This is a genomic window from Virgibacillus oceani (assembly GCF_014638995.1).
Lineage (GTDB): Bacteria > Bacillota > Bacilli > Bacillales > Amphibacillaceae > Virgibacillus_E > Virgibacillus_E oceani.
Map to the genome: position 1 here is coordinate 1 of NZ_BMFR01000028.1, position 24,023 is coordinate 24,023.

Below are 24,023 nucleotides of genomic sequence, written 5' to 3' on the forward strand. Positions count from 1 at the left end.
AACCCCAAGGAAGAAACATCAACCCCAAGGAAGAAACATCAACCCCAAGGAAGAAACATCAACCCCAAAGCAGAAACCACCTTTATATTGAAATCCTCCCCCGTTTATCGCTATAATAAGAAGATATTCCGAAGCAGGAGCGATTACATGATTTTACAGCAGATTCCAGTCACAATTGAATTGCACATGTCTATTAAGGACAATGGGCAAATCGAGCGAACAACTACGAATGCATTTGGAACTTTTTATAGAAAGAATAAATTTGATGTAGTGACATACGATGAACAGCTTGAGGACCGTGTAACTATTAAAAGTTTATATACAATTCAAGCTGATAAAGTAAGTGTAAAACGGTCTGGTGCACTATCCATGCACCAGCAATTTCAGCTAAACCAAATAACGGAAAATCTGTACAAGCATCCACATGGAAATTTTCACATGGAAACATGTACCGATTATATAAACTACCAACCATTTGATAAAATAAATCCCGGAAAATTAACTATTCACTATACGGTAAAATTAAATGGGCAAGAAAAGCGTGAGCATGAATTAATCTTGTCAATCAAAGAGGAGAATCCACAATGAATATATTGGCACAAACGGAAGAAACCCTTAAACAGGAAATAGCTGCAGCTGTAATTAATGCAAATCTTGCAGCTGAAGAAGAAATACCGGACATTATTTTGGAAAAGCCAAAAGATAAGGCACATGGCGATTTTGCCTCAAATATTGCCATGCAGCTTGCGCGGATTGCTAAAAAGGCACCAAGACAAATTGCCGATGAGATTGTTAAGTCATTGGACCAATCGAAGGCATCGATCGATAAAGTGGAAATTGCAGGACCAGGATTTATTAATTTCTTCACGAAAAATGATTTTCTTGGTGAACTAATTCCCACAATTATGACAGCTGGTGAAGCCTATGGTAAAACCAACACAGGCAATGGAGAAAAGATCCAAGTTGAATTTGTATCTGTTAACCCTACAGGTGATCTGCATTTAGGCCATGCGCGCGGAGCAGCTTTTGGTGATGTTCTTTGTAATGTTTTAGATACTGCAGGGTACGATGTTGAACGGGAATATTATATTAATGACGCCGGTAATCAAATTGACAACCTAGCATTATCTGTTGAAGCGCGTTATCTGCAAGCTTTAAATAAAGATGCTGCTATGCCAGAAGATGGGTATCACGGTTCTGACATAATTGAAATTGGAAAGACGCTTGCATTGGAGTATGGTGATAAATGGGTAAATATGGAAAGGGAAGAGCGATTAGCCTTTTTTAAAGAATATGGCCTGGACTTTGAACTTGGCAAGATTAAAAAAGATTTAGCCGATTTTGGAGTTGCGTTTGACAGCTGGTTTTCCGAACGATCCTTATATAAAGAAGATAAAGTAACCAATGCTTTAAAAACTTTGGAAGATGGCGGTTATATATACGAAAAGGATGGTGCTACATGGTTCCGTTCAACTGATTTTGGAGATGATAAAGACCGTGTATTGATCAAGCAAGACGGAACCTACACGTATTTAACACCTGATATAGCTTATCATCAAAATAAGCTGGAACGTGGATTTGACAAGGTAATCAACGTCTGGGGAGCGGATCATCATGGATACATCCCTAGAATGCGTGCTGCGATTCAGGCACTTGGCTATTCTAGGGATAAGTTTGAAGTGAAAATCATTCAAATGGTTAATCTGTTTGAAAACGGTGAGAAACTGAGAATGAGCAAACGAACGGGTAAAGCTGTTGCATTGCGGGAGTTAATGGAGGAAGTTGGAGTTGATGCTGTTCGTTACTTCTTTGTTACACGGTCGAACGATTCACAGCTTGACTTTGATTTAAACCTTGCACGTTCACAATCAAACGATAACCCAGTGTTTTATGTGCAATACGCTCACGCACGAATTTGCACCATGCTGAAACAAGCAGTGGAAAAAGGTTTTGCTGCCGAAGAGAAATATGATGCAAGCTTATTGACTGCTGAAAAGGAAATTGATTTGCTTAAGAAGCTTGGAGAATTTCCGCAAATGATTGCTGATGCGGCTGAAAAACATACACCACATAAAGTAACACAATATGTTTTTGATTTAGCATCACTTCTGCATAGTTTTTATAATGCTGAAAAGGTTTTGGACCAGGGTAATCCAGAGCTAACGAAGGCGCGGATTGCATTAATGAAAGCTGTAAGGATCACGATTGCTAATGGACTAAAGCTAATCGGGGTAACGGCACCAGAGAAAATGTAATTAAAAACTCCTCATCAAAATTAGGTGGGGAGTTTTTTTGGTGAAAAATTAGATAAAAATGTGTTGACTGAATGATCATTCACATTTAAAGTAATAGTATAGCAGTTTTGGATAAAAATTTTCTGGAAAATGAAATCGCTGCCATTTTTCAGTATAATAGAAAAAAGGGGGAGCGAATAATGAAGACGTTTATACTCATTAACACGTTAATGTTTATTGCTATAGTCATCTATGGAATATATTTATTCGCTAGGGTCATAGCAACGAGAACCGCATATATTAAACTTGGGAAAAAGTCGGAATTTGATGGTGATATAAAATCCCGTTTAAGAAAAATTGGCACGATCGTTTTTGGACAATCAAAACTACTGAAAGATAAAAAGTCTGGAATTATGCACGTTATGATGTTTTACGGCTTTTTGCTTGTTCAGTTTGGTGCCATTGATATGTTTGTTAAAGGATTGGCACCTGGCAAGCACTTGCCGCTTGGTCCTTTATACCCTGGGTTTACATTCTTCCAGGAGCTTGTCACACTAATGATTTTAGTAGCAGTAGCCATAGGATTTCACCGCCGCTATGTCGAAAAAATTGTTCGGCTTAAGCGGGGATTTAAAGCTGGATTGGTTCTGATCTTTATCGGAACATTAATGCTTTCTGTATTAGCAGGAAACGGTATGGCACAAATCTGGCATGGTCATGAAGCAACGTGGACAGAACCAGTTGCTAGTTTAATAGCGAGTGCGTTTGGCTGGATGTCACCAACAGCTGCAGCGGTTGTGTTTTTCATCTTTTGGTGGATTCATACGATTACTATCCTTACGTTCCTTGTTTATGTACCGCAATCAAAGCATGCACACTTAATTGCAGCGCCAATCAATGTGTTTTTAAGTAAAAGTGTGCCAGGCAAGCTTGAGAAACTGGATTTTGATATTGACGAGGATGCTGAGGAAAGTGAGGATGAAATTTCCTTTGGCGTTGGTAAAGTGGAAGATTTCGAGCAATATCAAATGATCGATTTCTATGCCTGTGTTGAATGTGGCCGCTGTACAGATGTATGTCCGGCATCAGGTACCGGCAAAATGCTGTCGCCAATGGATTTAATGGTTAAAATCCGTGACCACCTGACAGAAAAAGGTGCTGCTGTTACTGGTAAGTCTCCTTGGGTTCCAACGTATGCTTTTGCAAATACAAAAGGAAACCAAATGGTAAATCAGGAAGTAGCAGCAAGTATGGAAAATGTCAGCTTAATTGGTGACGTTATTACAGAGGAGGAGCTTTCCGCATGTACAACCTGCCGTAACTGTGAGGATGCATGCCCTGTAATGAACGAGCATGTTGATAAAATTATTGACCTTCGACGCTACCTTGTTATGACAGAAGGCAAAATGGATCCGGATGCGCAACGAGCAGTGATGAATATTGAGCGTCAAGGAAATCCATGGGGCTTATCGAAAAAGGATCGTATCAAGTGGCGTGAAATTGATGAGTCTGTTTACATTCCAACGGTTAAAGAATTGAAAAAAGAGGATAAAGAATTTGATTATTTATTCTGGGTAAGTTCCATGGGTGCATACGATAGCCGGAGCCAAAAAATTGCCATAGCCTTTGCAAAATTAATGAACAAAGCGGGGGTAAGCTTTGCTATCTTAGGTAATAAGGAACAGAACTCGGGTGATACGGCACGTCGTATCGGAAATGAATTTTTATTCCAGGAAATTGCCGAGAAAAATATTAAAGAATTCGAAAAAAATGGTGTTACTAAAATCGTTACAATTGATCCGCACGCATACAACATATTTAAGAATGAATACCCTGATTTTGGCTATGAAGCGGAAGTATATCACCATACACAAATGCTATTTGATCTTGTGATGGATGGGAGACTAGCACCAAAGCGGGAGATAAACGAACGTCTGACGTACCATGATTCCTGTTATTTGGGTCGGTATAATGGGGTATATGATCCGCCAAGGGAAATTCTTAAAGCAATTCCAGGTCTTGAGCTGGTTGAAATGCAGCGCAGCAAGGAAAATGCAATGTGCTGCGGTGCAGGCGGCGGGTTAATGTGGTCAGAGGAAAAAACAGGCAACCGGATTAATGTTGCCCGTACAGAACAAGCAATGGCCGTTGAACCAACTATGATTTCAAGTGCATGTCCATTCTGTTTAACCATGTTAAGTGATGGAACAAAAGCAAAAGAGGTTGAGGAAGATATAAGTACAATGGACGTTGCAGAGATATTAGCGCTGTCTGTATTAGTTGATGAAGAGGCAAAAACAGCGTAAGCTTATTACAGGAGGGGTAATCATATGCCCCTCTCCTTTTAAAGGCATGATCTGAGCGAGCGTTCAATCAAGAAAAGTAAGCGTTATCAATGATTGATAGAATAATAGTTGTACATAAAATCTGAAAGGAATGGTTTAACAATGAGAAAAACTGTTATCGTATCCGGAGCTAGAACTCCATTTGGGAAATTTGGCGGAGCGTTGAAACCTTTTACAGCATCACAATTAGGAGGAAAAGCAATTCGTGCAGCACTAGATCGTGCGGGATTGCTTGAGGCGGAAATTGATGAAGTGATTATGGGAACCGTTTTGCAGGGTGGCCAGGGTCAGATTCCATCAAGGCAGGCGGCGCGTGAAGCTGGAATTCCATGGGAGGTAAAAACGGAAACAATTAATAAAGTATGTGCATCAGGTCTTCGAAGTGTAACATTAGCTGACCAGTTGATTCGTCTTGGCGAAGAAGATGTGATCGTTGCGGGCGGAATGGAAAGCATGAGCAATGCGCCATATTTCCTTCCTGATGCACGCTGGGGTAACCGTATGGGGGACAAAAGTGTAAAAGATATGATGGTACACGATGGACTAACATGTTCATTTCAAGGTGTTCACATGGGTAACTATGGTAACAGTACTGCAGAGGAATTTGGATTAACTAGGGATGCACAGGATGAATGGTCGTATCGCAGCCATCAGCGCGCAGTTAAAGCTATTGAAGATGGAAAATTTGCTGAAGAAATTGTATCGGTGGAGGTTCCCAAGCGTAAAGGTGAACCAATCGTTGTTGATACAGACGAAGCACCCAGAAAAGACACCAGCATTGAAAAACTAGCAAAATTGCGTCCAGCATTCGATCCTAATGGCACAATTACTGCTGGAAATGCCCCTGGAGTCAATGACGGGGCATGTGCATTTGTTGTCATGTCTGATGAAAAGGCCGAACAATTAGGAAAAACACCAATGGCAACAGTACTTGGCCATGCAGAGGTAGCGGTTGAGGCAGAACGTTTCCCGCAAACTCCAGGTCTGGTTATTAATAAATTACTAGAAAAAACCGGCTATACGAAAGATGCTATTGATTTATTTGAAATTAATGAGGCATTTGCTGCAGTATCATTGGCTAGCGGTCAAATCGCTGACATCGATCCTGAAAAAGTAAACGTTAATGGCGGAGCAGTTGCACTAGGCCATCCGATTGGAGCGAGTGGTGCACGCATTATTTTAACATTAATTCATGAACTTAAACGCCGTGGCGGAGGAATAGGTATCGCAGCAATTTGCAGTGGCGGTGGTCAAGGCGACGCAGTGTTGATCGAGGTTCCGAAAAACTAAGTGAGGACTCGGAACCTGGTGCCCGAGTGTGCAATTTAGCGGTGGTCGCGCAATTACAATGCATGCGTACGAAATGTGGTGGGGAGCATGCACCCAGCTGGCAATGAACGCAATGATCGAAGCACGCACGAGGGAAGTGCGTGTAAATCCAAATGCAGAATGCCAAGCGGGGAGTGTACAAATCAAAAAAGCAGTGCCCCCAACACATATGCGGCCAATTAACCTAATAGGGACCAGGTTTACTCAAATTAAAACTATAGGGGGAAAACAACAGCATGGCTATCAAAAATGTAATGGTAATTGGAGCAGGACAGATGGGGGAAGGGATTGCTCAGGTCTGTGCACAATCCGGTTATAATGTGTTTTTAAATGACATGAATGAGCAAGCACTGGAAAAAGCTATGAAGAACATGGAGAAGCGTTTAACACGTGCTGTCGAAAAGGAACGAATTACGGAATCAGATAAAACAGATACGTTAAATAGGCTGCATCCTTCGACAAAGCTAACAGATGCGGAATCTTGTGATCTAGTAATCGAGGCAGTTGTCGAAAATATGGAAGTAAAAACAAAGGTATTTAGCGATCTCGACAAAATTACACCAAAACATGCCATTTTAGCATCCAATACATCATCACTGCCTATAACGGAAATTGCCGCCGTGACAAATCGTCCTGAACAGGTTATTGGCATGCATTTCATGAATCCGGTTCCAGTTATGAAGCTTGTCGAAATTATTCGCGGTCTGCAAACAAGTGATGAAACCTATCAAGCAATTGAAGAAATGACAAATAAATTGTCGAAAGTACCTGTTGAGGTTAATGACTTTCCAGGTTTTGTTGCAAATCGTGTGTTAATGCCAATGATTAACGAGGCCATTTATACTGTATACGAGGGTGTATCAAGTGTTGAAGACGTTGATACAGTAATGAAGCTCGGTATGAACCACCCAATGGGACCATTAACCTTAGCTGATTTCATTGGCCTGGATACATGTCTTTACATTATGGAAGTACTTTACGAAGGGTTTGGCGACAGTAAATATCGCCCATGCCCATTGCTTAGAAAATACGTAAAAGCGGGATGGCTTGGCAAAAAATCCGGCAGAGGGTTTTATCAATACGAAAGTTAGGGGCATAAGATGCTGGTTAAATTAAAGGTAGCAACTAACATCATGATTTACTTTGAAAGGGGGCGCATATAGTGAATATACATTTTTCCGAAGAACAGGAAATGATGCGCAAAATGGTTCGTGACTTTGCTCAAAAGGAGGTCACACCAGAAATTGAAAGAATGGAACGAGAGGATCGTTTTCCAATAGAAATTATAAAAAAAATGGGTGAACTCGGATTAATGGGGATACCAATTCCTGAAGAATATGGCGGCAGTGGCATGGACTATACATCCTATATTATTGCCATCCATGAGCTGGCAAAAGTTAGTGCAACAGTTGGTGTCATTTTGTCGGTTCATACATCCGTTGGTACAAATCCGATCGTATATTTTGGAAATGAAGATCAGAAGAAACGTTATCTTCCTAAGCTTGCATCGGGAGAATATATTGGTGCCTTTGCGGTAACGGAGCCAGGTGCAGGATCTGACGTTGCCTCTTTAAAAATGAGAGCAAAGAAAGACGGCGATAACTACATCCTTAATGGCTCAAAAGTATTTATCACGAACGGTGGGGCAGCAGATACGTTTATTACCTTTGCCCGAACGAGCGATGAGGAAGGCTCAACAGGGGTCAGTGCCTTTATTATTGAAAAGGATACACCGGGACTTGTTATCGGCAAAAAGGAAAAGAAAATGGGTTTACATGGATCAAGTACGGTGCAATTAAATTTCGATCAATGTATCGTGTCAAAAGAACAGCTTCTCGGCAATGAAGGTGAAGGGTTTAAAATTGCTATGTCTAACTTGAACTTTGGCCGAATCGGTATTGCCGCACAAGCTCTAGGTATTGGTGAGGCAGCGCTCGAGTATGCAGTAAACTATGCAAAAGAACGTGAACAGTTTGGAAAACCAATCGCACATAACCAGGGAATTTCTTTTAAACTGGCAGATATGGCAACAGAAATGGAAGCTGCAAAACTGCTAACCTATCATGCCGCATCAATCGTTGAACGGGACATATCATGCAACATGGAGGCTTCAATGGCTAAAATGCATGCTTCCAAAGCAGCAAGAAAAACAGCAATTGAAGCGGTTCAGGTCTATGGCGGTTATGGGTATACCGAGGATTATCCTGTGGAACGTTTTTTCCGGGATGCAAAAGTAACTGAAATCTATGAAGGTACAAACGAAATTCAGCACATCGTTATTGCCAAGCATTTATTAAAGGATTAGAGGGGGAAATATACAATGAACTTTCAACTAACTGACGAACAAGAAATGCTGCGTAAAATGGTCCGTGACTTTGCGAAAAAAGACGTTGAACCTACAGCAGCTGAACGAGACGAAGAGGAACGCTTTGATCGTGAAATTTTTAATAAAATGGCTGAGCTTGGCCTAACAGGGATACCCTGGCCGGAGGAATATGGCGGCATTGGAGCAGATTATGTGAGCTATGTAATTGCAGTTGAAGAACTTTCACGTCTTTGTGCGTCAACTGGAGTTACGCTTTCGGCCCACATTTCACTATGCAGCTGGCCAATCTTCAAATATGGAAACGAGGAACAAAAGAAGACATTTTTACATCGTTTGGCAACAGGTGAGGCATTAGGTGCATATGCATTGTCAGAGCCAGGGGCAGGAAGTGACGTCGCTTCAATGAGAACTACGGCAAAAAAAGATGGTGATGACTACATTCTAAATGGTAGTAAAGTGTGGATCACCAATGGCGGTGTTGCAGATATTTATTTAGTATTTGCCAAAACAGATGCAGACGCAAAACATAAGGGAATCAGTGCCTTTATAGTTGAGAAAGGCACAGAAGGATTTACATTTGGTAAAAAAGAAAAGAAATTAGGTATTCGTTCATCACCTACAACAGAATTAATTTTTGAAAACTGCCGTGTACCTAAGGAAAACATGTTAGGCGCTGAAGGTGAAGGGTTTAAAATTGCAATGACTACACTAGATGGCGGACGTAACGGAATTGCTGCTCAAGCGCTAGGTATTGCCCAAGGGGCGCTAGATGCAGCAGTTGACTATGCAAAAGAACGTGAACAGTTCGGTAAACCAATTGCCCATAATCAAGGAATTTCTTTTAAACTAGCTGATATGGCAACTGAGGTAGAAGCTGCTCGTCTATTAACCTATCAGGCTGCATGGCTAGAATCGAATGGCTTGCCATATGGAAAAGCTTCAGCAATGTCAAAATTATTTGCTGGTGATGCTGCAATGCGTATTACAGTCGAAGCTGTTCAAGTATTCGGTGGCTACGGTTATACAAAAGACTATCCAGTTGAGCGGTATATGCGCGACGCTAAAATTACACAAATTTATGAAGGAACGAACGAGATACAGCGCTTGGTTATAGGGCGGATGTTGACGAAGTAAGAAATCGGCGCTTAGGCCGATTTCGAGCGAGAACGATGCAAACTCGAGCGAGAACGATGCAAACACGGGAACCAGCACCCAAACCTATCACCTAGTACCAAAGAAAGGATGTACCCAATGCACCAACTACTCGAACGGATGCAGCAAAACGACATACGGGCACTGGCTAAAGCGATCACAATGGTTGAAAATGACCATCCGGAGAAGCTCGAACTATTAAGTGATGTTTTTTCGCAAAAAAAGCATGCACACTATGTTGGGATAACCGGTTCACCCGGAGCTGGGAAAAGTTCGTTAGTAAACCGTCTGATCACGCATATCCGAAATGAGGGGAAGACGGTTGCGGTAATTGCGGTTGATCCGACTAGCCCATTTAGTGGCGGTGCGCTCCTTGGAGACCGGGTGCGAATGAATCAGCATTTCACCGATGATGGTGTCTACATTAGGAGCATGGCGACCCGCGGGAGCCTCGGTGGACTAGCGCGTGCTACAAAGGATGCCGTTCGCATATGTGATGCATATGGTTTCGATGTCGTTATTGTTGAGACTGTTGGTGTCGGGCAATCAGAGCTTGACATTATGAAAATTGTTGATACAACAGCACTGGTTTTAACCCCAAATAGTGGGGACGTCCTGCAGATTTTCAAGGCAGGTATCATGGAAATCGCCGACCTGTTCGTAATAAATAAAGCTGATTTACCCGGTTACGGTAAATTAAAGGCACTATTAAAAGAATTAATCATGATGACAGCAACGGCTGATCATGAAAAAGCAATTGTTAAAACCGTTACAACGGAAAATAAAGGTATCGATAAACTGTGGGAAAAAATCAATGATCATCATGATTACCTATACAATACAAAAGCTGGAACAAAGCGCAGGATCATGCAGCAGGAGCTTGAAGTATACGAATTAATCCGTGAAGAAATATGGCGTGATGTAACGAAATTTATCGAAAGCAACGATGAATTAGCAGCAATTACGGAAAACAGTGATCCATATAAATTGGCAATTGAGTGGTATGAAAAGTGGAAAAAGGAAGGGGGAAATTAAATGACCCAAAAACAAGTCCTTTCTTCTGTGAAAGATCAAGACCTAATTGAAAAACGACGCCAGCAAATGATTAAAGGAGCCATAACCCTCTTTAAACAGAAGGGTTTTCACCGGACAACGACCCGGGAAATTGCCAAAGAAGCGGGCTTTAGTATTGGTACACTTTACGAATATATCCGGACCAAGGAAGATGTTCTTTTTCTTGTTTGTGATGCGATTTATTTTCAAGTAAGAGAACGCCTTGAGGCTGTAATTGACTTAAAGGATCCATCAATTGACAACCTGGTTACTGTTGTTAAATCTTACTTTCAGCTAATGGATGAGATGCAGGAAGAGATTGTTATCATGTACCAGGAAGTGAAATCACTTGAACCGGATACCCGGGAATATGTGTTGCAAAAAGAACGTGACATGGCGGCAATGCTTGAACGCGTAATCGTAACCTGTCTGCCGTATGAAATCAGCAAGCAAGATGTGGAGCTTCTGGCAAATAACATATTCATTCAAGGGCATATGTGGGGTTTCAGAAGGTGGATTTTGCAAAAGCAATTTACATTAGAAGAATATATTGACCGGCAGATTCATTATTTATTGCAGGGTTTAAGTGTTTGGGAAGAAAATTAAAAAAGAAGAGATGGGAGGAGCTTGATGATGGAACAAGTACAAGTTTATAAACCAACACATCCAGTTCGTTTTGTAACAGCATCAAGTTTGTTTGACGGCCATGATGCATCGATTAACATCATGCGCCGTATTTTACAATCGAGCGGTGCGGAGGTAATTCATTTAGGTCATAACCGCTCGGTGGAAGAAGTTGTACATGCAGCAATTCAGGAGGATGCCCAGGGAATTGCAATATCATCTTACCAGGGCGGTCATGTGGAATATTTCAAATACATGGTTGATTTGCTGAAAGAACTAGGTGCTGGACATATTAAAGTATACGGTGGCGGTGGTGGAGTTATTATCCCACGCGAAATTAAAGAACTTCATGCGTATGGAGTGTCACATATATTTTCACCCGAAGATGGTCGTGGAATGGGACTTCAGGGCATGATTAATCTGATGCTTGAGGAATGTGATTACGTTCCACAAGTTGATTTGAAAAAAGATGAGGATAAACTCGTACAAGGTGACCGTCAGGCAATTGCACGGTTTATTACGTACATGGAAGATAATAAAATTGACCAAGATGAAAAGCAAAAAGTGCTGGAATCATTAAAAGCAAAAGGAAATCGTAATACCCCTGTACTAGGTATTACCGGGACTGGCGGTGCTGGAAAAAGCTCATTAACCGATGAATTGATCCGCCGTTTCATTAATGAAATTCCGGAAAAGAAAATTGCAGTAATTTCCATTGATCCAACGAAAAAGAAAACGGGTGGTGCATTACTTGGCGATCGTATTCGCATGAATGCAATCTTTACCGACCGTGTGTATATGCGTTCACTTGCAACGCGTGATTCTAGAACCGAGCTGTCAAAAGCGATTCAGGACGTTATTGATGTAGTAAGAGCTTCTGGCTGCGATTTCATTATTGTCGAAACTAGTGGAATTGGGCAAGGAGATGCAGCAATTACCGATATCACTGATTTGTCGATGTATGTGATGACAGCAGAATTCGGTGCACCATCCCAGCTTGAAAAAATAGATATGATCGATTTCGCCGATTTTATTGTAATCAATAAATTTGAGCAAAAGGGATCTGAGGATGCATTAAATCAAGTAAGAAAGCAATACGAGCGCAGTCACATGCTTTTCCATCAGGATAAAACAAAATTCCCTGTGTTTGGAACTATTGCAAGTCAATTTAACGATGAAGGTACAAACGCATTGTTCGCTTCCATCATTGATACATTGAATGAAAAATATAATTGGAGTAATCAAATTGACTTTGACCGTAATGTTATTGCGGAAAAGCAAAATAGAATTATTACCAACGAGCGCCGCCATTATTTACGTGAGATTGCGGCACATGTGCGTAATTATCATCAAAATACCGATAAGCAAAGCCAAATTGCCCGAAAGCTTTATCAGCTTGAAGGCGTCAAAGAAGCATTTGATGATGATAACGTAGTTCGGACAATTGATGAAAAGATTGAATCCTATCAAGAACAGCTGCTGCCTGCAGCGAAAAAATTACTCGAATCTTGGGATGGTACGAAGGAAAAATATAGCCAGGAAACCATGACATTTTCTGTTCGCGATAAAGAAATTGAAATGGACATTGTCACGGAATCACTGGCAGGCTTAAAAATACCGAAAGTCGCTTTTCCGAAATACACCGATTGGGGCGAACGTCTAAGCTGGCTGCTCAAAGAAAACGTTCCAGGTGCATTTCCATTTACGGCAGGTGTTTTCCCATTTAAACGTAAAGGTGAAGATCCGACACGACAGTTTGCAGGGGAAGGTACACCAGAACGTACAAATCGCCGTTTTCATTATCTATCAAAAGATGATGATGCCAAGCGTCTATCTACTGCGTTTGACTCCGTAACACTATATGGGGAAGACCCAGCACAACGACCGGATATTTACGGTAAAGTTGGCGAAAGCGGTGTAAGTATTTGTACATTGGAGGATATGAAAAAGCTGTATGATGGCTTTGATTTAACAGATCCAAAAACGTCAGTGTCCATGACAATAAATGGTCCTGCACCAATAATTTTAGCGATGTTTTTCAATACTGCAATCGATCAGCAAATTACGAAATTTAAAGAAGAAAACAATCGGGAGCCAAATAAAGAAGAATATGACCAATTAAAAGACAATACATTAGCAGTTGTCCGCGGTACAGTGCAGGCAGATATTTTAAAAGAAGACCAAGGGCAAAATACGTGTATCTTTTCAACTGAATTTGCGTTAAGAATGATGGGAGATATTCAACAATACTTTATTGATAAAAGCGTTCGGAACTATTACTCTGTATCGATTTCCGGGTATCATATTGCAGAAGCCGGTGCGAACCCCATCACACAGCTCGCATTTACGCTTGCCAATGGATTTACGTATGTCGAGTACTATTTAAGCAGGGGGATGGATATTAACAAATTTGCACCAAACCTATCATTCTTCTTCTCGAATGGACTGGATCCGGAATATACGGTAATTGGCCGTGTTGCCCGCCGGATTTGGGCGGTGACAATGAGAGATAAGTATGGTGCAAATGAACGCAGTCAGAAGCTGAAATATCACATTCAAACATCCGGGCGTTCCCTGCACGCACAAGAAATTGATTTCAATGACATTCGCACAACATTGCAGGCTTTAATCGCAATTCAGGATAACTGTAACTCATTGCACACGAACTCATACGATGAAGCTATTACAACACCAACGGAAGAATCTGTAAGACGTGCGATGGCGATTCAAATGATCATTAACAAGGAGTTTGGCTTAACGAAAAATGAAAACTCCCTGCAGGGTTCGTTCATTGTAGAGGAATTGACAGATCTTGTGGAAGAAGCGGTATTACAGGAATTTGAAAAAATGAATGACCGCGGTGGTGTACTAGGTGCAATGGAACGTCAATACCAACGAGGCAAAATCCAGGAAGAATCCCTTTACTATGAAGGTAAAAAACATTCCGGGGAACTGCCAATTGTCGGTGTTAACACATACCTTAGTCCAAATCCGCCTTCAGAAGAACAAATAGATTCGATGGAACTTGCCCGTGCATCTAAAGAAGAGAAAGAACACCAAATCAGTGAATTGCACAAGTTCCAAAAGGTAAACGGGGATTATGTTGATGAAGCATTAGCACGATTAAAAGAAGTTGCTGCTAGCGGCGGAAACATTTTTGTTGAACTGATGGAAACCGTTAAAGTAGCTAGTCTTGGCCAAATTACCAATGCATTATATGAAGTAGGCGGACAATACCGTCGAAATATGTAATAAGGAGTGGAAAAAGGTTGGATAATAAAAAGTTGAGGGAAACGAATGGTTTTTCTCAACTTTTTTATGTTTTTCCCTAGCATATTAAGTATAGATTTGTTTATAATGAATGGTATGGTTTACAATGGAATCTGTTAATAATAGTACTTATAGCAATTGTAATTATAAAAAATATAACAGCAGGCCGAAAAAAGCCTTAATTAACAAGTAAAGGGAGTGCGGTGCCGTGAGCTTGAATAACTATAGCCACGAAGAAATCTCAAAAATGTCAATGATTGATTTGGCAAATTTAATTTTATTGGAAGAAAAAAAGGCTCTTAATTTTAAAGATATTTATGAAAAAATTGCTGAGCTCAAAGGATTTAATGAAGAAGAAAAGCATGATAATATTGCACAGTTCTATACAGACTTAAATATTAATGGACATTTCATGACTATTGGCTCAAACATGTGGGGGTTAAAACGCTGGTACCCTGTTGAGCAAATTGACGAGGAAATAACCGCTGTACCAAAGAAAAAGAAGAAAAAGGCACCGAAGAAAAAGGCACCGAAAAAAGAGGAAACTTTCGAGGCGGAGGAAGAACTTGAAATTGATGATGATGATATTGAAGTGCTGACAGGTAACTTCAAAGAAGACGATGATGAAAATGATGGATTCGACGAAGAATTTGATGACGAAATCGATGAAATAGACGATGATGAATCCTATGAAGATGACGATGAAGAATATGGCGATGATGAAGATGAGGACTATGAAGAGGAAGAAGACAATAAGTAATGTGCGGTCTTGACTTTTCTAATCCAAATGAGTACAATTTTTATTGGGCTCTTTAAATTTATTCGTAACAAAGCGTTCCCCCTTTTGTGGGGGAGCGCTTTTCTTTTTTAGTCAGAAAGTATTCCAGCAGCTTGCACTGGTTGTTGATGGTTTTCTTATGCATAACCCACGTTTAAATAAAAGCCGATTTACACAGATTAAAGGGTGATTATCGCTTTTAAAAAGTATATTTATTTCATAGAGAAGAAAGAGGGATAGGCAGTGACAAAGTATATTTTTGTAACAGGCGGTGTAGTTTCATCATTAGGAAAAGGTATTACGGCGGCATCGCTTGGCAGATTATTAAAAAACCGCGGGCTTAAAGTAACCATTCAAAAGTTCGATCCATATATCAATGTGGACCCGGGAACAATGAGTCCATACCAGCATGGAGAAGTTTTCGTAACGGAAGATGGTGCGGAAACAGATTTGGATTTAGGGCATTATGAACGTTTTACCGATATAAATTTGAATAAATACAGCAATATCACAACGGGTAAAGTATACTCGAGCGTTATTAAAAAAGAACGCCGCGGGGACTATCTTGGTGGTACAGTACAAGTTATTCCGCACATTACGAACGAAATTAAGGAACAAGTATTTCGTGCTGGACAGGAAACGAAGGCAGATGCTGTTATTACTGAAATCGGCGGTACTGTTGGAGATATTGAATCATTGCCATTCCTTGAGGCTATTCGTCAAATTAAAAGCGATATCGGCCGCGACCATGTCATGTATATTCATTGTACACTTGTGCCATACATTAAGGCAGCTGGTGAAATGAAAACGAAACCGACACAGCATAGTGTAAAAGAATTACGTTCGTTAGGTATTCAGCCTGACGCTATCGTATTACGGACAGAATTACCAATCAGTAAAGATATGAAAGAGAAAATAGCATTGTTCTGCGATATTAATGAACAAGCGGTTATTGAAATGCGTGATGCCGACACACTTTATCAAGTTCCAATCTCACTGCAGGAACAAAACCTGGATCAATTAACTTGTGATCATTTTGGATTGGACTGCAAGCCAGCAGATATGGAAGAATGGAGTGAATTGGTTTCAAAAGTTAGAAACCTTTCCAATACTGTCAAAATCGGTCTCGTTGGAAAATATGTCGAACTTCCTGACGCGTATATTTCTGTTGTCGAATCTTTGAAGCATGCAGGCTTTGATTATGATGCAGATATCGACATCCACTGGATCAATGCGGAAAAATTAGACAAGGAAACAATTAAGCAAGAGCTTGAACAAGTTGATGGAATTTTAGTGCCCGGCGGATTTGGTGATCGTGGAATTGAGGGGAAAATTGAGGCAATACGATACGCTCGTGAAAACAATGTGCCGTTTTTCGGTATTTGCCTTGGTATGCAGCTTGCAACGGTTGAATTTGCTCGCAATGTAATGGGATTAAAAGGTGCACATTCAGCAGAAATTGATCCAAGTACAGCCCATCCAATAATTGATTTATTGCCGGAGCAGAAGAATATTTCAGACCTCGGCGGAACGTTAAGACTTGGGGTTTACCCTTGCAAATTAAAAGATGGAACTAAAACTAAAGCTGCATATGGTGAAGACTTAGTGTACGAACGCCATCGTCATCGTTATGAATTTAACAATGATTACCGTGAACAAATGGCGGCAAATGGTCTAACATTCTCAGGTACAAGCCCTGATGGACGATTAGTAGAAACTATCGAAATTACGGAACATCCTTGGTTTGTTGCCTGCCAGTTCCATCCAGAATTCAAATCACGTCCTACAAATCCTCAGCGTCTATTCGCAGGTTTCGTAGGAGCTGTTGTAAAACATCAGCAATAATATTACGAGGGACCCAATCCAAATTTGGATGCGGGTCCCTTATTTATTAGTACAAAAGATAGAAATTACCCTTATAAATTATGTATAATATCCTATCACTTAGGTAGCATCTATACACGAAATTCAAAGAATAAAAGTATGAAATAGCCAATTAATTCGGCAAAAAGTCTCAAATTTAATATATTTTTGAGATATGTTCTCTAAAAAGAAGGAATTTTATAGATTTACATAGAATTTGTGTATAATTAGGAAATTTTATGAAGCGGATAAGGGGAAGGTTGTATTCTATGAAAAAAGAGATATTAGTTGTTGACGATCAACCAGGAATACGATTACTATTACATGAAATTTTCACAAGCGAAGGCTACAAGGTGACAACAGCAAAAACAGGAAAAGAAGCTTTGGATAAAATACATAATAATCCTTTCGATTTAATTATGCTTGATTACAAATTGCCGATTATTGACGGATCACAGGTATTACACCAAATGGAACAAGAAGAGATAGCGATTCCAGCTATATTAATGAGCGGTTTGGCAGAGGATATTATTCGTGAAAAGGATAAATTCAGCATAGTTAAAGAAATCCTTGCAAAACCATTTAATATTCTAGATGTATGTACATTAGTAAAAAAACTATTAAAGTAAATGTTATTCCAGGTGGACCTTCATCCATCTAGAATAGATCACATTTGCTTTTTCTTATCATGGATTTTTTCATAACCATTTCAGGTTAGTGGGCATTTGCCAGGGGATTTTATCTTGCTCGTACGGTTATATAAACACGTCATTCCTGCACACATGGCTTTAGTTCTTGCGCCTTTATTCACTAGTTGGTATTCTTATACTTGTAGATTAATTAATTTTGACGGATGATTCTGGTTTCATCTAAGAGGAGGATTTGTAATGCCATTAGTATCTATGAAAGAAATGCTAGAAAAAGGGAAAGAAAATGGCTATGCAGTTGGACAATTCAATTTAAATAATATGGAATACGCTCAAGCGATACTCCAGGCTGCTGAAGAAGAGAAGTCACCAGTTATTCTTGGTGTTTCAGAAGGCGCTGGGAAATATATGGGTGGATTTAAAGTTGTTGTAGCAATGGTTAAAGCATTAATGGATGAATATGGTACAACCGTGCCGGTAGCCATTCATTTAGACCATGGCTCAAGCTTTGAAAAATGTGCACAAGCAATTCATGCAGGATTTACATCGGTAATGATCGATGCATCACATGATCCATTAGAAGAAAACATTGCATTAACAAAAAAAGTTGTTGAACTCGCTCATATTCATGGTGTATCAGTTGAGGCAGAACTTGGCACTGTTGGCGGACAAGAAGACGACGTTATAGCTGATGGCGTTATTTACGCAGATCCAAAAGAATGCTTGGAACTTGTTAATCAAACGGGAATTGATTGTTTAGCACCGGCACTTGGTTCTGTTCATGGACCATACAAAGGAGAACCAAACCTAGGTTTTTCTGAGATGGAAGAAATTTCAAAAACAATTGAACTTCCTCTAGTATTGCATGGTGGAACAGGAATCCCTACAAAGGACATCAAGCATTCAATCTCCTTAGGTACGGCAAAAATAAATGTAAATACAGAAAATCAAATTGCCCAGGCGAAGAAAGTACGTGAAGTTTTAAATGAAAAACCAGATGTATACGATCCAAGAAAATATTTAGGTCCAAGTCGTGACGCGATAAAAGAAACTGTAATCGGCAAAATGCGCGAATTTGGTTCATCTAACCAAGCATAAAATAGGATGATAGAAGAGGTTGGAATGAGAAACAGTCAGTTATAGCTTTTCTTATTCTGACTTCTATTATTAACTTTTAATAATATATGTAGAGAAGAGAGGATTTTTTTCTATGAAATTTTTTATTGATACTGCAAATATTGATGAAATCCGTTCTGCAAATGCACTTGGGGTCCTGGCCGGTGTTACAACAAATCCAAGTCTGGTTGCTAAGGAAGGGATATCCTTTCATGAGCGTTTAACGGAAATCACCGAGGAAGTTTCAGGATCTGTCAGTGCAGAGGTTATTTCGGAAGACGCGGAGGGAATGATTAGAGAAGGGAAAGAACTTGCCGCAATCGCACCGAATATTACGGTTAAAGTTCCAATGACTCTAGAAGGATTAAAAGCTGTTAAAGCATTCAGTGACCTTAACATTAAAACGAATGTAACGTTAATTTTTAATGCGAATCAAGCATTATTGGCAGCTCGTGCAGGTGCAACATATGTATCTCCATTTATAGGTCGGTTAGATGACATCGGTCAAGATGGAATGACATTAGTCTCAACTATTGCTGAAATTTTTGACCGGCATGGTATTCAATCAGAAATCATTGCGGCATCTATTAGACATCCACTGCATGTTATTGATGCTGCACTAAACGGTGCACACATTGCAACAATTCCATACAAAGTACTTGAACAACTTGTAAAACACCCACTAACAGATCAAGGAATTGAAAAATTTCTTTCAGATTGGAACAGCAAAAAGTAAAATTCCCTTGCATGAAACTGGAAAAATTGTGCAAGATAAAAACAAAAGCGGAGGCGACTGGTCAGAAGCGGACGCGTAAGCAAGGGGCCGAAAAGCGTGCGAACTTTCACGCTTGAAGAGTCCATTGCTTACGCGGGCAGCTACTAGGAGCCGGAGCTAGATGAAACAAAAGCGGAGGCGACTGGTCAGAAGCGGACGCGTAAGCAAGGGACCGAAAAGCGTGTGGTCTTTCACGCTTGAAGAGTCCATTGCTTATGCGGGCAGCTACTAGGAGCCGGAGCTAGATGAACAAAAGCGGAGTTGAACGGTTACACAACTTTTCGCTTAAATATTTTCCTGACAATCATAGATGTGTGCTCAATATATTGTTTTGAGCAACCTCAAAAAGCGAGGTATTCCAAATGCAGAAAATGTTAGTAGAAGGCGGTCGACTTTTAAATGGTAAAGTGCGAGTCAGCGGGGCAAAAAACAGCGCTGTTGCATTATTACCTGCCGCAATTTTAGCTGATTCAAATGTTACCATTGAAGGACTGCCAGAAATCTCTGATGTTTATACACTTGGTGATTTACTCGAAGAAATAGGCGGAAAAGTATCGTGGGATGGACAAACGGTACATATTGATCCAGAGCATATGATTTCCATGCCGTTACCGAACGGAAAAGTAAAAAAACTGCGTGCATCCTATTATTTTATGGGAGCAATGCTCGGAAAGTTTAAACAAGCCGTAATTGGCCTTCCAGGCGGGTGCCATTTAGGTCCTCGTCCAATTGACCAGCACATTAAAGGATTTGAAGCACTAGGCGCACAGGTAACGAATGAGCAAGGTGCGATTTACATCCGAGCGGAGGAGCTCACTGGTGCAAGAATCTATTTGGATGTGGTAAGTGTGGGTGCAACCATTAATATAATGCTTGCCGCAGTAAAGGCAAAAGGCAAAACAGTTATTGAAAACGCCGCTAAAGAACCGGAAATTATTGATGTTGCAACATTGCTGACAAATATGGGTGCTAAAATTAAAGGTGTGGGAACCGATGTAATTCGAATTGAAGGGGTTCCATCTTTACATGGCTGCCGTCATACGATTATTCCTGATCGAATTGAGGCAGGGACCTATGCTATCGCTGCAGCGGCCGCTGGAAACGAGGTCGTAATCGATAATGTGATTCCACAGCATTTGGAGTCACTGCTTGCAAAATTACGTGAAATGGGAGTAACCGTTCAGGAAAGCGATGAGCAGCTCCTGATCGCGTCAAAAAATCCTTTGAAAAGTGTCGATATCAAAACATTGGTATATCCAGGTTTCCCAACAGACCTTCAACAGCCTTTTACAACATTGCTGACCAAGGCTATGAATACAGGTGTCGTTACAGATACCATTTATTCCGCTCGTTTAAAGCATATTGATGAGTTAAGGCGAATGAATGCTATTATTAAGGTTGAAGGTGGTTCTGCAATTGTTTCAGGTCCTGTTCAGTTAGAGGGTGCAAAAGTAAAGGCATCTGATTTACGTGCAGGTGCAGCACTCATTATAGCGGGATTAATGGCTAATGGAGTTACGGAAATAACTGGCCTGGAGCATATTGACCGGGGTTATGAAAAAATTACTGACAAACTAATTGGTCTTGGAGCAACTATTTGGCGCGAAGAAATGACAGATAGAGAAATAGAGCAATTTCAGAATTCTTAACATAAATAGAGGCGGTAATCCGCTACGCTTTTCAGATTCAGCATGTTGAGGGAAACCAGATGCAGGACAAGACGATAGGTGGACCATCTTACAGGTCCATTGCGTGAGTTTTTGCAATATAGGTCCTTTCACTTGCAATTCCATGGGATGAGGCTATTTTCAACATAAAAGGAGAGAGTAACCATGGAAAGAAGTTTAACAATGGAATTAGTTCGCGTAACAGAGGCAGCAGCACTTAAGTCAGCTCGCTGGATGGGAAGAGGCAAGAAGGACGAAGCTGATGATGCCGCAACATCTGCAATGCGTGATGTTTTTGATACAATCCCAATGCAGGGTACAGTAGTTATCGGGGAAGGCGAAATGGATGAAGCACCAATGCTGTATATTGGTGAGAAGCTTGGCACTGGCCAGGGTCCAGAAGTAGATGTAGCAGTAGATCCCTTGGAAGGAACAAATATCGTTGCGCAGGGTACTTGGAATGCTTTAGCAGTAATTGCCATTGCTGACCATAAGAAATTGCTTCACGCCCCAGATATGTACATGCAAAAACTAGCTGTAGGTCCGGAAGCAGTTGGGAAAGTGGATATAAATGCTTCAACACTTGAAAACCTTCAGGCGGTGGCCAAGGCAAAAAATAAAAATATTGAGGACGTTGTTGCAATTTTGTTAGACCGTCCGCGCCATGCTAAAATCATTGAAGAAATTCGTGATGCAGGAGCGCGAATTAAACTCATTCAGGATGGTGATGTAGCTGCAGCAATGAACACGGCATTTGACGATACAGGTGTTGATATACTTTTTGGAATTGGCGGTGCACCTGAAGGAGTATTGTCAGCAGTAGCATTAAAATGTCTTGGTGGAGAATTGCAAGGAAAGCTTATCCCATCAAACGATGATGAAAGAGAACGCTGTAAAAAAATGGGGATAGACGATTTTGATAAGGTGCTATATATGGATGACTTCTGCGGCGGTGATGACGCTATTTTCGCAGCTACAGGTGTAACGGATGGCGAATTGTTAAAGGGTGTCCAATTTAAAGGCTCGAAAGCAACAACGCAAACGGTTGTCATGCGTGCGAAGAGTGGAACAGTCCGTTTTATTGATGGCGATCACAGTCTTCAGAAAAAACCTAACCTCGTGATTAAACCTGAATAAATCCAACATAATAGAGGGGAGCCATGCAAAACTGGCTTCCTTCTCTATTACTAGAATCCTAGAAAAAAATAGTGTTGAATATTATCATTGAAACAGGTAATATTGTAGATGTTTAATAAAAGTAAAGAATGGTTAATATAATTACATATATAAAAACTTCTATTCTAGCTTCCTAAACTTTCTTCATTTCTTCAAAGGAATTACCTTCAGTATAAGAAGTGAAAAACGCAAGCATAACAATGGTATTGCTTTCATAGTTGCAGGCGGGCAATATACTCCAATTCGAAATTAAACAAATCAATGAAACTTTTAACAAAATAAATCAAACATATCTTTTTGTAATAAGGAAAGATGTAAATAAGAATAGGCGTGGTGAATTGAATGGCAGCATTAACAATTTCTCACTTAGAGACACTCACATTAAAAGAAATTTATGCATTGGCAAAGGAATTTAAAGTATCATACTATGCAAAGCTAACCAAACGTGAACTTATTTTTGCTATTTTAAAGGCGCAAGCGGAAAAAGACGGTTATTTATTTATGGATGGTATTTTGGAAATTATTCCATCTGAAGGATTTGGTTTCCTAAGACCGATTAATTACTCACCAAGTGCAGAGGACATTTATATCTCTGCATCACAAATTCGCCGTTTTGATTTGCGAAATGGTGATAAGGTTTCAGGGAAGGTTCGGCCACCTAAAGAGAATGAGCGCTATTATGGCTTATTGCATGTGGATGCTGTTAATGGGGATGACCCGGAAACTGCAAAAGAGCGTGTCCATTTTCCAGCATTGACGGCACTTTATCCTGATCGGTTAATGAATTTGGAACGGGAAGGCAAAAAGAATCTATCGACAAGAATTATTGATTTAATGACACCAGTTGGATTTGGGCAGCGCGGTCTGATTGTTGCACCGCCAAAAGCTGGTAAAACAATGCTTTTGACAGAAATTGCAAATAGTATATCGGCAAATCATCCGCAAGCTAAACTAATTATTTTGTTAGTAGACGAGCGGCCTGAGGAAGTAACCGATATCGAGAGATCCGTACATCCAGATGTTGATGTCGTTAGTTCAACCTTTGATGAGGTACCTGAAAGCCATATTAAGGTTTCAGAGCTTGTGCTCGAACGTGCGATGCGCCTGGTTGAGCATAAACGTGATGTTATCGTGCTAATGGATAGTATTACACGCCTGGCACGTGCTTATAACTTAGTAATTCCGCCAAGTGGAAGAACCTTATCAGGTGGTATTGACCCGGCTGCATTCCACAGACCAAAGCGCTTTTTCGGTGCTGCACGAAATATTGAAGAGGGTGGAAGTTTTACCATCCTGGCCACAGCACTGGTTGATACTGGATCGCGTATGGACGATGTGATCTATGAGGAATTCAAAGGTACAGGTAATATGGAATTGCATCTTGACCGCAGTCTTGCAGAACGAAGAATTTTCCCGGCAATCGATATTTTGCGTTCAGGTACTCGAAAAGAGGAATTACTTGTTCCAAAATCGCATCTTGATAAAATCTGGGCAATCCGTAAAACGATGCAGGATTCACACGATTTTCTTGATCGCTTCCTGAAACGATTAAAAGCTTCGAAAAATAATGAAGAGTTTTTCCAGCAAATGGACGAGGATATGAAACGCCGCGGAACGAAAAGGTAAACAAATGTTACGGACCTGAAAGTAAACGGTGGAAAATAGATA

18 protein-coding genes are annotated in these 24,023 nt (G+C 40.5%); all 18 read left to right on the top strand.

Features of this window, described 5'->3' with window-relative positions; genetic code table 11:
* Window positions 1-147: 147 nt before the first annotated feature.
* The 18 genes from IEV74_RS18630 to rho all read left to right on the top strand — a co-directional run bounded on the left by IEV74_RS18630 (window position 148) and on the right by rho (window position 23,981).
* A complete protein-coding gene (locus IEV74_RS18630) occupies window positions 148-588 on the top strand; it encodes a YwiB family protein (protein WP_188456865.1) in 441 nt (146 codons plus the stop codon).
* Window positions 585-2,255, top strand: a complete 1,671-nt coding sequence (gene argS / locus IEV74_RS18635; RefSeq protein WP_188456866.1) for an arginine--tRNA ligase — start codon at window positions 585-587, stop codon at window positions 2,253-2,255. The genes IEV74_RS18630 and argS overlap by 4 nt, the downstream gene beginning before the upstream one ends.
* A 179-nt stretch (window positions 2,256-2,434) precedes the next feature.
* On the top strand, window positions 2,435-4,540 hold the full coding sequence (locus IEV74_RS18640; protein WP_188456867.1) for a heterodisulfide reductase-related iron-sulfur binding cluster: 2,106 nt from the start codon (window positions 2,435-2,437) through the stop codon (window positions 4,538-4,540).
* A gap of 141 nt (window positions 4,541-4,681) precedes the next feature.
* A complete protein-coding gene (locus IEV74_RS18645; protein ID WP_188456868.1) occupies window positions 4,682-5,869 on the top strand; it encodes an acetyl-CoA C-acetyltransferase in 1,188 nt (395 codons plus the stop codon).
* Window positions 5,870-6,144: 275 nt separating this feature from the next.
* Window positions 6,145-6,999, top strand: a complete 855-nt coding sequence (locus IEV74_RS18650) for a 3-hydroxybutyryl-CoA dehydrogenase (RefSeq protein WP_188456869.1) — start codon at window positions 6,145-6,147, stop codon at window positions 6,997-6,999.
* 71 nt (window positions 7,000-7,070) lie between these two features.
* Window positions 7,071-8,213, top strand: a complete 1,143-nt coding sequence (locus IEV74_RS18655) for an acyl-CoA dehydrogenase (protein ID WP_188456870.1) — start codon at window positions 7,071-7,073, stop codon at window positions 8,211-8,213.
* Between the two features lie 15 nt (window positions 8,214-8,228).
* Complete coding sequence (locus tag IEV74_RS18660; RefSeq protein WP_188456871.1) at window positions 8,229-9,368, top strand: acyl-CoA dehydrogenase; 1,140 nt, start codon at window positions 8,229-8,231, stop codon at window positions 9,366-9,368.
* A gap of 117 nt (window positions 9,369-9,485) precedes the next feature.
* On the top strand, window positions 9,486-10,421 hold the full coding sequence (meaB, locus tag IEV74_RS18665; protein WP_188456872.1) for a methylmalonyl Co-A mutase-associated GTPase MeaB: 936 nt from the start codon (window positions 9,486-9,488) through the stop codon (window positions 10,419-10,421).
* Window positions 10,422-11,045 (top strand): TetR/AcrR family transcriptional regulator, encoded by a 624-nt coding sequence (locus tag IEV74_RS18670; RefSeq protein ID WP_188456873.1) that lies wholly within the window; start codon window positions 10,422-10,424, stop codon window positions 11,043-11,045.
* Between the two features lie 27 nt (window positions 11,046-11,072).
* A complete protein-coding gene (gene icmF / locus IEV74_RS18675; protein WP_188456874.1) occupies window positions 11,073-14,315 on the top strand; it encodes a fused isobutyryl-CoA mutase/GTPase IcmF in 3,243 nt (1,080 codons plus the stop codon).
* A gap of 226 nt (window positions 14,316-14,541) precedes the next feature.
* Window positions 14,542-15,093: a DNA-directed RNA polymerase subunit delta gene (rpoE, locus tag IEV74_RS18680; RefSeq protein WP_188456875.1), complete on the top strand. Its 552-nt coding sequence runs from the start codon at window positions 14,542-14,544 to the stop codon at window positions 15,091-15,093.
* 261 nt (window positions 15,094-15,354) lie between these two features.
* On the top strand, window positions 15,355-16,956 hold the full coding sequence (pyrG, locus tag IEV74_RS18685) for a CTP synthase (RefSeq protein WP_188456876.1): 1,602 nt from the start codon (window positions 15,355-15,357) through the stop codon (window positions 16,954-16,956).
* 287 nt (window positions 16,957-17,243) lie between these two features.
* Complete coding sequence (locus tag IEV74_RS18690) at window positions 17,244-17,603, top strand: response regulator (protein WP_188456877.1); 360 nt, start codon at window positions 17,244-17,246, stop codon at window positions 17,601-17,603.
* Between the two features lie 258 nt (window positions 17,604-17,861).
* On the top strand, window positions 17,862-18,719 hold the full coding sequence (locus IEV74_RS18695) for a class II fructose-bisphosphate aldolase (RefSeq protein WP_188456878.1): 858 nt from the start codon (window positions 17,862-17,864) through the stop codon (window positions 18,717-18,719).
* Window positions 18,720-18,831: 112 nt separating this feature from the next.
* A complete protein-coding gene (gene fsa, locus IEV74_RS18700; RefSeq protein WP_188456879.1) occupies window positions 18,832-19,473 on the top strand; it encodes a fructose-6-phosphate aldolase in 642 nt (213 codons plus the stop codon).
* Window positions 19,474-19,874: 401 nt separating this feature from the next.
* Complete coding sequence (gene murA / locus IEV74_RS18705) at window positions 19,875-21,161, top strand: UDP-N-acetylglucosamine 1-carboxyvinyltransferase (RefSeq protein WP_188456880.1); 1,287 nt, start codon at window positions 19,875-19,877, stop codon at window positions 21,159-21,161.
* Window positions 21,162-21,344: 183 nt separating this feature from the next.
* A complete protein-coding gene (gene glpX, locus IEV74_RS18710) occupies window positions 21,345-22,316 on the top strand; it encodes a class II fructose-bisphosphatase (RefSeq protein WP_188456881.1) in 972 nt (323 codons plus the stop codon).
* A gap of 381 nt (window positions 22,317-22,697) precedes the next feature.
* On the top strand, window positions 22,698-23,981 hold the full coding sequence (rho, locus tag IEV74_RS18715; RefSeq protein ID WP_188456882.1) for a transcription termination factor Rho: 1,284 nt from the start codon (window positions 22,698-22,700) through the stop codon (window positions 23,979-23,981).
* The last annotated feature ends 42 nt before the right edge of the window (window positions 23,982-24,023 follow it).